The organism is Rhodococcus sp. ACS1 (assembly GCF_002300155.1).
Lineage (GTDB): Bacteria > Actinomycetota > Actinomycetes > Mycobacteriales > Mycobacteriaceae > Rhodococcus_F > Rhodococcus_F koreensis.
This window is the reverse complement of record NZ_NSDZ01000009.1, coordinates 103764-115333: the sequence shown is the minus strand read 5'-3', so window position 1 is coordinate 115333 and position 11570 is coordinate 103764. Positions and strand designations below refer to the sequence as shown.

General features: G+C 66.6%; 15 protein-coding genes. 6 read left to right on the top strand and 9 right to left on the bottom strand.

Annotated features, from left to right (window positions below; genetic code table 11):
• Positions 1–110 precede the first annotated feature (110 nt).
• The 7 genes from CJ179_RS53405 to CJ179_RS37985 form a co-directional block, all read right to left on the bottom strand.
• Entirely contained in the window at positions 111–446 is a 336-nt protein-coding gene (locus CJ179_RS53405; protein ID WP_257016006.1) for a DUF6308 family protein, read from the bottom strand.
• 205 nt (positions 447–651) lie between these two features.
• On the bottom strand, positions 652–1065 hold the full coding sequence (locus CJ179_RS38010) for a hypothetical protein (RefSeq protein WP_257016005.1): 414 nt from the start codon (positions 1063–1065) through the stop codon (positions 652–654).
• 190 nt (positions 1066–1255) lie between these two features.
• Positions 1256–1594, bottom strand: coding sequence for a hypothetical protein (locus CJ179_RS38005; protein WP_095864923.1), 339 nt, complete (start codon positions 1592–1594; stop codon positions 1256–1258).
• A 305-nt stretch (positions 1595–1899) separates the two neighbouring features.
• Complete coding sequence (locus tag CJ179_RS51735; RefSeq protein ID WP_179377813.1) at positions 1900–2049, bottom strand: hypothetical protein; 150 nt, start codon at positions 2047–2049, stop codon at positions 1900–1902.
• Positions 2050–2281: 232 nt separating this feature from the next.
• Positions 2282–2554, bottom strand: coding sequence for a hypothetical protein (locus tag CJ179_RS38000; protein WP_095864922.1), 273 nt, complete (start codon positions 2552–2554; stop codon positions 2282–2284).
• Positions 2555–3231: 677 nt separating this feature from the next.
• On the bottom strand, positions 3232–3828 hold the full coding sequence (locus CJ179_RS54230) for an IS3 family transposase (RefSeq protein WP_095864921.1): 597 nt from the start codon (positions 3826–3828) through the stop codon (positions 3232–3234).
• Between the two features lie 2 nt (positions 3829–3830).
• Positions 3831–4295 (bottom strand): pyridoxamine 5'-phosphate oxidase family protein, encoded by a 465-nt coding sequence (locus CJ179_RS37985; RefSeq protein WP_061043996.1) that lies wholly within the window; start codon positions 4293–4295, stop codon positions 3831–3833.
• A gap of 893 nt (positions 4296–5188) precedes the next feature.
• Between CJ179_RS37985 and CJ179_RS37980 the strand changes: the two genes are divergently transcribed.
• On the top strand, positions 5189–6640 hold the full coding sequence (locus tag CJ179_RS37980; RefSeq protein WP_095864920.1) for a CYTH and CHAD domain-containing protein: 1452 nt from the start codon (positions 5189–5191) through the stop codon (positions 6638–6640).
• A 126-nt stretch (positions 6641–6766) separates the two neighbouring features.
• Here CJ179_RS37980 and CJ179_RS37975 read toward each other — a convergent pair whose 3' ends face one another.
• Complete coding sequence (locus tag CJ179_RS37975; protein ID WP_373560183.1) at positions 6767–7237, bottom strand: hypothetical protein; 471 nt, start codon at positions 7235–7237, stop codon at positions 6767–6769.
• A gap of 193 nt (positions 7238–7430) precedes the next feature.
• Here CJ179_RS37975 and CJ179_RS53395 point away from each other — a divergent pair, with 193 nt between their 5' ends.
• Both CJ179_RS53395 and CJ179_RS51730 read left to right on the top strand, forming a co-directional pair.
• Positions 7431–7721 carry a three-helix bundle dimerization domain-containing protein gene (locus tag CJ179_RS53395; protein WP_257016004.1) on the top strand — a complete coding sequence of 97 codons (291 nt, stop codon included), beginning with the start codon at positions 7431–7433 and terminating at the stop codon, positions 7719–7721.
• 77 nt (positions 7722–7798) lie between these two features.
• A complete protein-coding gene (locus CJ179_RS51730; RefSeq protein WP_179377821.1) occupies positions 7799–7960 on the top strand; it encodes a hypothetical protein in 162 nt (53 codons plus the stop codon).
• Between the two features lie 355 nt (positions 7961–8315).
• Here CJ179_RS51730 and CJ179_RS37965 read toward each other — a convergent pair whose 3' ends face one another.
• On the bottom strand, positions 8316–8804 hold the full coding sequence (locus CJ179_RS37965) for a hypothetical protein (protein ID WP_095864919.1): 489 nt from the start codon (positions 8802–8804) through the stop codon (positions 8316–8318).
• A gap of 179 nt (positions 8805–8983) precedes the next feature.
• Between CJ179_RS37965 and CJ179_RS37960 the strand changes: the two genes are divergently transcribed.
• The 3 genes from CJ179_RS37960 to CJ179_RS37950 all read left to right on the top strand — a co-directional run bounded on the left by CJ179_RS37960 (position 8984) and on the right by CJ179_RS37950 (position 11397).
• Positions 8984–10336: an APC family permease gene (locus CJ179_RS37960; protein WP_095864939.1), complete on the top strand. Its 1353-nt coding sequence runs from the start codon at positions 8984–8986 to the stop codon at positions 10334–10336.
• A gap of 377 nt (positions 10337–10713) precedes the next feature.
• Positions 10714–11073 carry a glyoxalase gene (locus CJ179_RS37955; protein ID WP_095864918.1) on the top strand — a complete coding sequence of 120 codons (360 nt, stop codon included), beginning with the start codon at positions 10714–10716 and terminating at the stop codon, positions 11071–11073.
• 39 nt (positions 11074–11112) lie between these two features.
• Positions 11113–11397 carry a DUF1905 domain-containing protein gene (locus tag CJ179_RS37950; protein ID WP_095864917.1) on the top strand — a complete coding sequence of 95 codons (285 nt, stop codon included), beginning with the start codon at positions 11113–11115 and terminating at the stop codon, positions 11395–11397.
• The last annotated feature ends 173 nt before the right edge of the window (positions 11398–11570 follow it).

Here is an 11570-nt window from a genome sequence, read left to right as displayed (position 1 = left end):
GCCGGCACATCGACGCCAAACGGTCAGTCAGCTCGTCGAGCTGCTCATGAAACTTCATCCGCATAACCATCATCCTCATGCACCCGACGAAGACAACACACCGGGACGTGTCACCTCCCCCGGTCCGACGGCTCGCCCAGGCCGCGAGCCTTCCCGCCCATCCACGCGATCACATCAAACACGCGCAGTACGGAGATCCCTTCGGGGAGGCAGGCCCGCCTCCCCGCGGATCGACAGCAACCGGCGATGCAATGTCGCGCCGTCGGCCCGCAGCGCCTCCCGGACCGGGTACAGACGTGCCCGGTCCGGTGCCCAGGACCTGACTCACCACCGAAACCGAAGATCGGGTACAGCCGGGGGCGTTTGCGGGCAATCAACTTCGTCGCCTTCGTCCGGCCGATTCCCCGCAGCGCCCACAGGGCCGTTTCCAGGCCCCACGAGGCCATCCCGGGGCCAGCGGGTCCGGTACGTCAAACCAGGTCCCGATCCGGGCCTATCGCCGCCAGAAGGGCGTTCAGTGCCTCTGCTTTCCTGTCGAGGATCGCGCGGGTCGCCCTCGCTGGGACCTCCCGCCGACAGGAGGTGGTGCAGGCCGATCACGGTCGCCCCGTGGTCTGCGTTCAGACTTGGTCCGGCGCGGCTTCGTCCCGATCAGCCGTGGCCGTCGTCGAATTTCTCGAGGCCGGCGAGCCAGTTCCGGGCACGACCGAGTGCTACATCCTTGTCAGCGTCGTAGGTGTCGGGCCACTCGATCCCGTAATTGTCGATGCGGCCGAGAATCTGGGTGGCAGTGACGATCCCGTCCTCCACGAGAGCCGCCACGAACACGTGGTCCTTCTCACGACCAGCGATGGCCTTGGACGCACACAGGTCGACGGGATCGAGACAAAAGCCCGTCCGCCCGTATTCCGACCCGTCCTCGACCTTCACCGCGACCAGCCGGTTGTCCCATTGCTTCGGCAGTACCACTACGTCCTTGTGGATCCCCTCGACGTACACGCCGAAAGACTCATGAAACGGTGAGCCTTCACCCAGGCGTCCGTTGAGGATGAGGATCTTCTCCACCACTGCCGGCGACGCCGAGCGTCGATGCCGCTCCGCGGAAACACATCGACCTCACGCGACAAAGTCGCGTACTCCGGCAACTCCGTTTCGTCGTAGGTCCCGAGGATCGACTGGGAGCCGAAGACAATCACCTGACCCTCGTCGAGGTTCGCGCAGGCTGCCTTGATGACCTGCTCGAGCTCCTCGCGGTTCACTTCAGGACGAGCTCACGCAGATCATCGAGGACCTTCATTCGTTCATCCTCGGTCAGCAGCACGTGCAGCGGGGAAAGGTTGCGCATCTCGTTCCCAGTCTCGTCGTCCGACTCGACGATCCGACGAAGGGTCTCGACGTCGTTGTTCTCGACGATTCGTTCCCACCGATCCAGGAAGTCGGTGAAGTACGGGCTGCGACTGACATGCTCGCGGACACTCTGCAGACTGCGGCGGACGCGGACCGTGTCGAGGGGCAGATGCTCGCGCTCGACCTTGTCCAGGATCGCGGTCTGCATGAGCTTCTGCCGGGTGACCTTCATATTGACGACGGTCATCTCTCGCTCCCTCATTGCTCAAGCCAACTACCGCTACGGTCGGTGCCCACAGTGTACGGGTCCGGCCACCGTTTACGCAGGTCACCCCACGCTCACGCAGCGACGACCCGACCTCCATCCGCCTATACGAACACGGGCTCACCGGACCATCCGCGTTACCGCGATCTTCCCCAATCGGTACAGATCCTCATCCGACGACGGCAGCTCGTACAGGGTCGGGCTCGATAGCCCACGCGAAGCGAAGTCGGCTCGCTCGGCGTCCGGCCGGCTGTATGCGGCGAGCGGGTCGACGCGGCGGCCACCAATCAGAAGCCGAGGGCCTCGGCTTCCTCGATCTTCTCGTCCGACCAGACCTGCTCGATCGCCCTGCGCTGCTCCGGCGGCAGATCGGGCGTCCACCGGCACTTCCGCCAGAACGCCTCCCTGCGCTCCTGCGTCATCGGCTCGTGATTCATGGTGGTCGGCTCCGTCGGTTCGAACATATTCCCCGGTGTGCTGGACCACGAGTCGAACCGCGCGCCGACATAGGCGTCGTCGCCCAGACACGGGTGGCCGTAATACTTCGTCAGCGCCGTGACCGGACGTGGTCCGAATCCGTCGCGAGAGTGGTCGGCAGCCGCAATGTCATACCCCGCGCCCTCTCACCCCTCAGGCGCCGGCGACCCGGGAACCGAGCCGAGGTGGTCGCTACGCGCCGGACCCGGAATCAGGGGCGGTGTCGGCCGCGGCGCAGCCGTCGGCTGTCTCGGGCAGAAGCGTGCGCGCCTTCTCCGCCAGGTCCGGCAGACCGAGCGCACCCCGCCAATCACCGTAGGCCCGCGCCGGCGCGGTCCGGGCGAGTTCCTCGTCCACCAGCACCACCGGGCCGGTGGGGTACGCGACGCGGGCCACGAACCGGGCGACCTCATCGGCCGTCAGAACCTTCCCGAGCGGCGGCCGTGTAGTTGCTGCATCGGTCATGGCATCCCCCATCGTCTGAGCTGACTGGACGTTGTGTGGACAGTATCGCGTTGCGGGCGTGACCCTTCGGACATCACAGGGACGTGTCATCTGCCCAGTTCAATGATTAGGAATGCGCGGTGATCGACGCGCACCAAGGATGGCCTGACGGCGAGTGCACCACCACTCGCGTCTTCGACGGCATCGACCGCTGGAGGACTGCGAACCCGCCGCCCGGCCCCCGAGTTCGTGCCGCGGCGCGTCTGCAGCTCGGCCACTTCAGGCGCCCGCACCAGGGCGCTGGTGAGTGGCCCTGGCACTGACAATGCTCCCAGCCGCACTATTCGCGGCGGCACTCACCACCGTCGCGCTCGATGACGTCCTCATGGTCCTGCTCGTGGCGATCGCACTCACGCTGGTCGGGATAGTCGCGTACGCCATCTACGCGCTGGCACTGGCGACACAATCCCGCGCCTACCCCGTCACCCGGTGGCGGCACCGGTTTCGGGTGATATGGCTGACGAACCCCCGCCAGCACAGTCGGGGCGGCGCTCACCGTCTACGCCCGCCGGGGCGGCGCGGTGACCTTCCACAACCACTTCCGATGGCCCGCAATCACACCCCAGCGGCCGCCGGTCGCACGCCAGCTACGGCTCGAACTACTGACCTGAGATTCCCCCGCTTCTCCGGAGACTTTTCTATCTGGCTCCGACGAGCTCGGGTTCTATGATATCTGTCTCCTGTCCGTCTGGTCGGTCGTAGTAGGCGCGTTCGTATTCGTCGGGTGACAGTCCGCGCAGGCCGGCCTGAATCCTGCGCGGGTTGTACCAACCATCGATGTAGCGGAACAACGCCGCCTCCGCCTCGGCTCTGGTGGCGAATATTTTTGCTGGCCAATAGATAAGCTCGATCTTGAGTGTCGACCACAGGTTTTCGGCGAGCGCATTGTCGAAGCTGTCCCCGACGCTTCCGGTGGACGGGGCGATGCCCGCGTCGACGAGCCGCTGGGTGAACCGAACCGCCGTAAATTGACAGCCCTTGCCGCTGTTAAACGGAATTCGGTTTAACAGCGACAACGGGACCCCGTACACGTCGAAGGAGTCCGCCGACGTGTACCGGGAGTTGGGTGCGCTCCGTTCGCGCGGGACCGTCCAATGCGTTAGCGACGTCGCCGGTATCCACACTTCAGCGGCAACCTCATCCAACCGCTCGACCACCGGCGTCTTGTTCGTGGAGCCGTTGTCCATCACCACGTTCACGTCGAGGCCGGCGCGGGGTAGGTGTGCCGTCCACACAGCTACTCCGAAGGCGAACGCCGCACGTTCGAGAAGGGAGTTTGCCACATGGCCGGGTCGACAACCGGAAACCGGCGGCCGGTCACGTGGGTGGGAACGAGTCGGATGAAAAGGTTCTTCGCCCCGGCCTGCCACGGAAAGAGCGGCAAATCCACGGTGTCCATCAACTCGTCGACTTCACGGATCCCCTCCGCACGGCCCTTGATCACCACGCTCCACGCTTCGCGCGACGGAGCCTCGTAGCCGTCGACTTCCAGCGCAACCGGCGCATCTGACAGCGCAGCGGACACCTTGGTGCCTCTCCCGGATCGAAACACGAGGGTTCCATGATCGACCGCATAATTGAGGGGAAAGATATCCGGGTGGTCGTCCACCCACACAGCGAGACGGCCAACACTCTCGGTACGAAGCAGCGCCCAACATTCGTTGACAGCGAGTTCCCTGAGACTTGGCTCATTGCTTCCCATTGTCTTTGCCTCCTGTCGTCGCATCAGGTCCGGTGCTCGTTCACGTTCCGCGCAACGATCCACCTCCACGGATCATCGTCGTTGTCTCGGCTCTACGCGACGTATCTGCCCCAATCCACTGTCGGACAAATAGCGGGTGTCGTGCCCTCGACCAGCGCGTGGTGCGTGCCCGACCGGACCGAAACCCGATTCGGCGCCCAACTCGTGCAACTCGGCGGCGCCCGACGTGTGCCTCCCAGAATCGAACGCGGCCGAGTCTGATCGGTAGCGCCGCGCCATTGCCAATGGCGCCAACGCAGTGATCACGAGCGGGCCACCCTGCAAGCTCACATTGCACACAACGCGCGACGTCCACCAACCTCGCTCGATCAGCGATACCCCCGTGCGCAGGTCGGTGTGTTGCACCCGGCGTCCTTCGTTGCATGCCGACGATCCTCGGGTCCCAATCCCATCACATGCTGGTACGGCGTCCGATGCCCTCGCCCGAATGATCACCCTGCGTGAAGAAGATCTCGAATCACTTGTTCCACAGATGAAGTCGGCCGCCGCGACGGATCAACCGCCGGACCGATTCACGGGGCTGTTCGATCACGTTCTCAGACTCGCCTGGCAGCGGACGCTACTCACCGAACAGCAGATCAGGCGCGGGCAGGCTCGCGGAACAATTTCGGCATCTGCGACCCATGTGACGGCGACCACAGCAGAAGCGCAGAATCGCGCCGAGCGTGTTCGCCGCCGCTGCGCGATCAGCCGCGCCGGCCACCGGCGTCGCCGAGGCCGACGATGCCCTTGGTCACCGTCGCGGCGACCTCGACCGAGACAAACAGGACCGGTGACCGAGACGTTGCCGCGAAAGGCACTGGCCGTTTTACTGTCAGGTGCAGACTGGACGCATGGTGTCGTCGCAGCATGACCGGGCAAACCCGTACGACGTGGGCCTCGATTTTTCCCTGCCGGATCTCGGTGGGATGGTCCCGGCCGGTGGGCGCATCGAGACCGGCGACGCGAACCCGACAAGACTCTATTACGACACCGCCGACCGGGACCTGTTGCGTCATCACATCACGCTGGCTCACCACACCGACGGCACCGACACCGGATGGCGATTGATGGTCCCCGCCGACAAGGCCCGCACCGACATCCGGACGCCCGCGGCCACCGGGGACGCGGTCCCGGAGGAGCTGGCCACCCTGGTCACCGGGATCGCACTGGGCGAACCCCTCCGCCAGATGGCAGCGGTGTCCACCACCCGGCGCGCCCACCGCCTCCTCGACCGCGACGAGCACCTGCTCGCAGAAGTCACCGACGACGTCGTGCACGCCACCGTCGCCGGTGACGCTGCACTGGTCAGCGAATGGCGGGAGGTCGACGTCGACCTCGGGGACGGCGTGGGGCGGTCCCTGCTCACCAAGATCGACAAACGGCTCACCCGGGCGGGTGCCAGCCCGTCGATGCACGCGTCGACGCTCGGCCGTGCGCTCACCGGCGACCACACCCCCGACGGTGCCGACTCCGGGTCCCCGGCTCGGGAGGCGATCACGCGCTACCTCGACGCCCAGGTGCAGGCGATCGTGGCCGGTGACGTGTGGCTGCGCCGCGGGCTGGACCCGATCCACTCCACCCGGGTCGGGATCCGACGGTTCCGCAGCACCCTACGGGTCTTCAAGACACTGTTCGATGCCGAGACCGCGGCGCACCTCGACGCCGAATTATCCTGGTACGCCGGGGTACTCGGCGAGGTGCGGGACCGGCACGTGCAACGGGCACGGTTCACCGGCGCGGTGGCGGACCTGCCGAGCGAGTTGGTGATGGGACCGGTCGCCGCCCGAATCGAAAACGATCTGCTCGCCGAGCAATACCGTTATCTCGGCCACGCGATGGACGCCCTCGACAGCGACCGCTACCGGGACCTGATCGCCACGGTGGGCCGGTGGCGCACCACCCCGCCCTGGGCCGCCCCCGCCACCGAATCTGCGGTGACGAAGGCGACCCGCAAGGCCGGACGGAAAGCGAACAAGAGGCTGACCGCCACGGTCTCCGACCCCGATGACGCGGCACTGCATCGGGCGCGTAAGGCCGCCAAGCGGGCCCGCTACGCCGCCGAACTCGCCGCGCCGATCCTCGGAAAGAAGAAAGCGAAGAAGGAGTCGAAGAAGTACAAGAAGATCCAGACGATTCTCGGCGAGCACCAGGACAGCGTCGTGGCCGCGCAGACCCTCCGTGCGCTCGGCGCCCGCGCCGGTAACACCCCGGGCGAGAACGGGTTCGCGTTCGGGCTGCTGTACGGACTCGAACTACAGGCCGCCCAGCGGGCCCGGGCGGACGCCGCGCGTCTGGCCCGGTGACCCACCCGCCGCGCCGGGCTGCGAATCTCGAGGTTCCCGCCGCCGCATGCCTGGGTCGGACTGCTGATCAGCCCGGTCAGGGGCACGGTGGGCAGGATCGGCGGCCGGGGCTGATGCGGGTAGTCGTCACCGACCTCGCGTGTCGCCCGTCGGTGCCTGGCCCGGATCAGTGCCCCCATAGGTGCGACGCACCCGGCTGTCGTCCGCGACCGGGTTCCAGGTCGAGACGGCCCAGATGACGACGACATCGAGTGCGATGATCAGCACCGACCACCACGGGTAGTACGGCAGCCACAGGAAGTTCGCCAGAATCGAGACCGCGGCAACAATGATCGCCGACACCCGGGCCCATCCGGCGCCGGTGAACAAGGCCAGGCCGACGATCGCGACGAGGGCGCCCAGGACGATGTGGATCCAGCCCCAGGTGGTCAGATCGAACTTGTAGACGTAGTCCACCCCGGCCACGAACACTTCGTTCTCGGCGACCGCGGCGAGGCCCTGGAAGAACTGGATGAGGCCGACGGTGACCATGATGACGGCCGCCGCCATCGAGGTGCCGCCCGCGAAGCGTTGCTTGGCCGAGGGATACTCCGACACGGCTGTCCCCTTCCCGTGCAGATCCGATTCGTTCGGTACCACGATTGTCCGCCGCCCCGGACAGTCTTCGCGGGAAAACCTTGAATTCCGGCTGGACGCTACCGGCGACGAGCAACGTTGCTGATGATCGCGAAAACTCCCCTGGCCGGCGGCATCTTGACGACACCGACGGTCGGGGCAGACGATAGTCAACATGACTGGCGACGACGAAAGTCTCCAGGTCGAACAGGTCATCGAGCGGTTGATCGCCCGGTACCCGTCCGTCTCAGCGGGGGACATCGAATACACCGTGCGGATCATTCACAAGCGGTTCGACAACGGTCGGATCCGCGATTTCGTTCCGCTGCTCGTCGAGAAGGCTGCCCGACGGGACCTCGAGAACCATCCCAGGGCCGCAACCGGCGTCACCACACCCGACGCTACGGTCCTCGGTGAGACCGGCGGGAGAGGACTTTCGCCCCTACCCGCCCCGATGCTCGACTAGGAACACTGACGGGTGACCGGGAGAGGTGCCCGTGCCCGGCCGCTCCGCGCGTCCACCATGCTGCTGAGAGTAACCACATGACCCACCTTCACGCTTCGTCCGCGAGCGCACCGCATCACGCGATTCCCACCAGCCGAGTACTGAGCACACCAGAGATCCTGCAACGGATCCAGGCGATGTACGCCGGCCACGGCGACCCCGGCTCAGCGGACCCCGGCCAGAAGCCGTCGCCCACCTGACATGCACGTATTCCTGCCCGCCACTGCGACCCGACACACAGGGAGCGCGGTGCACTCCACCGAATCCGACGCACTCCTCCCACACCCACCTTGCTGCCTTACCGATGATGATCCGATCCAGTGGCCCGACCCCAGTCCGCTCGACTCGTGGTGGCGGCGGGTGATGTCCGACAGCCACGCGCCGGCGCACCCGAGGTCGCAGCGCACGGGGCCCGGCCACAGAGCCCCCGCAACAGACTGAAACCGACAGTCGGTGCGCTGCTTTCGTGTGCCGGCCGCGCGGAGCTGTCGTCCCGCAGACACCGCATGGTCTGGCCGCCGAGGCGCCGGGTGTCCCCACGGTCGCGGTGACCGTTTACCGTCCCGCGTCGGATTCGGAGGCCGTGGGGAAGGGGCTCGGGCCGAGGGCCAGCGTGAGGGAAGCCGGGCGCAGGCCGATCTCGGTCCAACTGGTGGTGACGACCAGCGCCCCGGAGCGCGGGTAGGAGCTGATCCAGTACATCGGGGTCGTCCGGTATGGCCCGGATTCATCGAAGGGGGGTTCGCTTCGGTGGAGCGGGTCCGCGGGGCCGTCGAGGTCATCGACGCGGACACGGACGTCCAGGTACGACCACTGCGCCCCCCAGTCCTGCGGGTCGGTCAGCGGGCGAGTTTCGAAGCGGGCGAAGTCAGCCCGGATCCCGGTCACACGCATCGCCAGCTGCAGCAACAGCCCGGACGCGAACGCGGTGACCGCGGACAATTCGAGCGCCAGATCCTTCTCGGCCACGATCGGTGCCGGTGCGAGCACACGAACACCACGGTCGGAGGGCGGCGTGATGGCCGGCCAACGGTGGCGGCGCATGCCTCATCTTCGCACCACTGTTGCCCGCCGTGGTAAGAAACGGACACCCGAGGGCGATTGCTGCGGCGACGGTTCGAACCCCCGCAACGCATCCGGTACCCCGGTACCGGGTGAGCTGGTGATAGCTTCCCGAGCCGAACCGGATACCGGCGGTGGCCGTCGGGGGCATCATGAAAGACATGGACGAGACCGTCCCCAGCTCACCCGGCGACCGTGACGGTGCAACGGGGGACCCTTCCGCTGCGGGAGACGATTCGGCGGGCGCACGGTCGATGACGGTGCGCGGTGCCGCATTCCTCGGGGTCGGATCAATGGTCGGGGCGGGGATCTTCGCGCTCCTCGGTGAGGCCGGGGCGGTGGCCGGGGCGGCCGTGTGGCTCTCGTTCCTGCTCGCGGGGGTGGTGGCCACCTTGCAGGGGTACGCAGTGGCCAAGCTCGGTGCGCGGTATCCGTCTTCGGGTGGCATCGTGACGTTCCTGCTGCAGGCGTACGGCCGGGGACACATCACCGCCACCGCCTCGTGGCTGCTCTACTTCGCCGCCCTCATCGTCACCGCCATGGTCGCCGTCTCGTTCGGCAACTACGGTGCGGCACTGTTCTTCGACGACTCCACCGTGTGGAGCAAAATCCTCACCGCCGCCGTGATCGTGCTCGTGGCCGCCGTCAACATCGCCGGCACCACGCTCATCGACCGGGTCCAGACCGTGATCGTGCTGATCCTGCTCGCCGTCTTCGCCGTCTTCATCGCGGTCACCCTCGCCCAACTCGATCCCGCCCTGCTCGCCCCGTCCACCTACCCGCCGGCGGTGGACATCGTTTCGAGCGTGGCACTGACCTTCTTCGCCTATCTCGGGTTCACCGTCGTCAGCTTCACCGGCGGGGATCTGCCCGACCCGCACCGCAACCTGCCGCGCGCGATGTACCTGTCGCTGGCCATCACCGTCACCCTCTACATCCTGATCGCCGTCGGCGTCTTCGGAACGCTGCCGGTCGACGAGGTCATCGCCCACGGCGACACCGCCCTCGCGGTCGCCGCCAAACCCGCACTCGGCGATGCCGGCTTCGCGATCATGGCCCTCGCCGCCCTGCTCGCCACCTCGTCGTCGGTCAACGCCAACATCTATGCGGCGGTCGGCTCCACCGCGAAACTCGCCGAAACCGGCACCTTCCCACCGGTGTTCGGTCATCGAGCCCTCATCGGCGGAACCCGGGGACTGACCATCTCGGCCGTGCTGATCCTGCTCCTTGCCCTGTTGGTCGACCTGACCGCCATCGCCTCCCTGGGCAGTGTCGTCGCGTTGGCGATCTTCCTCGTCACCTCGATCGGCGCCTTCCGGCTGCGCAAAGAGATTCGGGCCCGCACCGCGATCCTGGTCACCGGCATCGCGGCGACCGTGATCGTGCTCGTCGTCTTCGCGGTGCAGACCCTGCGGACCTCCCCGCAAACGTTCACTGCGATGGTGGCGGTTCTGGCTCTGGCGGTCGCCCTCGAGCTGATCTGGGATCGACTCCGCACCCGCCGCCGGGTGTGACCGCAGACCCAGACCAGCTCAGCGTTCACCTGCACCACCCCAGCACCGGCCGGCGCCGATCGACGCCGGCCGGTGCTCTCGGCTTCGAGACGTCCAGCCGCTGAACCGCTACCCGTCCGGTGACCTTCCCATTGCCGGGGCGCCGAAACTCACCCAGGACCAGATCGACCTCGCTCAACGTCTCTATGACGCCGGAGAACACACTGTCGCCCAGATCGCCAGCATCCTCGAAGTGCCCAGCACCACCGTCTGCTATCGGGTTCGGGCGGGTCAGCGAGCTCCGGTGAGGGGCCGGCTTGCGGGACGACCGGCTCACGCAGCTCAAGCGATGAGTGTCGGGGCGGAGAGGGGTCTCATTGGGATGACGACAAACGACAGTGTGGAGTGTTTCGGTTCCGGTCGCTGACCAGGATGCCGCACTGACGTTCCCCACCGGGGTGCTGGGCTGCGAACTCCGCACCGACGTGGAGGTGTGGCCGGATGCACGGCTGGTCGAGGTCGTGCCCCGGGGTTCGAATGAGGAGCTGGTGCTCCTACCGCCCGACAGTGAGATCCCGGTGGCAATTCGGTTGGGCACCTCCGATGCTCAACATGCCCTCGACAAGGTCCGTGAGGCTGGCGTGACGCTACACAATGAGGAGCTGGTCCGGATGGAAGGGGTGCCGGCGATGTTGTCCCATACCGGCCCCGACGGTAACGGTCTGGTCTACTTTGAGGAGACGGACGAGCCTCGCTAAGCACGCCAGCCCCCGGCCAGCAGCGCGAAGGAGCAGAGCATGGCAGACCCCCGACCCCTGGACATCACCTTCACCGCTCGGCTGGGCAAGGTCCGCCCCGGGGACACTTGGACGTGTGTGCAACTACCCGACTCAGCACGGATCTTCGGTACCCGTGGTCTGGTCAAGGTCGCTGGGACCGTCGACGCGCACCCGTTCACCGGAGCGTTCATGGCGCTGGGAGACGGCACCCACAAGCTGCCGGTGGCTGCTGCCATCCGCAAGGCGATCGGCAAGAACGCCGGTGACGAGGTCGAGGTCCACCTCACCGAGCGACTGAACTGAACTCACCAGAGGCAGGACGTCCGGTACGGGATCCTTGACCGGATACCTACTGGTCGGTGATGGTGATCGGAGGTGACCCCGAGTCGGCGGCCGTCGCGCCAGCGGAGTGGCTGCAGCACCAGATCGAGTTGGGGCCGCGAGACTTTCGCCCCACCCGCGTGATCGACGCGCAC

Excerpts from the sequence above, each read along its gene's own strand:
- CJ179_RS53405 (WP_257016006.1), bottom strand. The coding sequence starts at position 446 with ATGGCCTCGTGGGGCCTGGAAACGGCCCTGTGGGCGCTGCGGGGAATC.
- CJ179_RS38005 (WP_095864923.1), bottom strand. The coding sequence starts at position 1,594 with ATGACCGTCGTCAATATGAAGGTCACCCGGCAGAAGCTCATGCAGACC.
- CJ179_RS51735 (WP_179377813.1), bottom strand. The coding sequence starts at position 2,049 with ATGAATCACGAGCCGATGACGCAGGAGCGCAGGGAGGCGTTCTGGCGG.
- CJ179_RS38000 (WP_095864922.1), bottom strand. The coding sequence starts at position 2,554 with ATGACCGATGCAGCAACTACACGGCCGCCGCTCGGGAAGGTTCTGACG.
- CJ179_RS37985 (WP_061043996.1), bottom strand. The coding sequence starts at position 4,295 with ATGGGAAGCAATGAGCCAAGTCTCAGGGAACTCGCTGTCAACGAATGT.
- CJ179_RS37980 (WP_095864920.1), top strand. The coding sequence starts at position 5,189 with ATGGTGTCGTCGCAGCATGACCGGGCAAACCCGTACGACGTGGGCCTC.
- CJ179_RS53395 (WP_257016004.1), top strand. The coding sequence starts at position 7,431 with ATGACTGGCGACGACGAAAGTCTCCAGGTCGAACAGGTCATCGAGCGG.
- CJ179_RS51730 (WP_179377821.1), top strand. The coding sequence starts at position 7,799 with ATGACCCACCTTCACGCTTCGTCCGCGAGCGCACCGCATCACGCGATT.
- CJ179_RS37965 (WP_095864919.1), bottom strand. The coding sequence starts at position 8,804 with ATGCGCCGCCACCGTTGGCCGGCCATCACGCCGCCCTCCGACCGTGGT.
- CJ179_RS37960 (WP_095864939.1), top strand. The coding sequence starts at position 8,984 with ATGGACGAGACCGTCCCCAGCTCACCCGGCGACCGTGACGGTGCAACG.
- CJ179_RS37950 (WP_095864917.1), top strand. The coding sequence starts at position 11,113 with ATGGCAGACCCCCGACCCCTGGACATCACCTTCACCGCTCGGCTGGGC.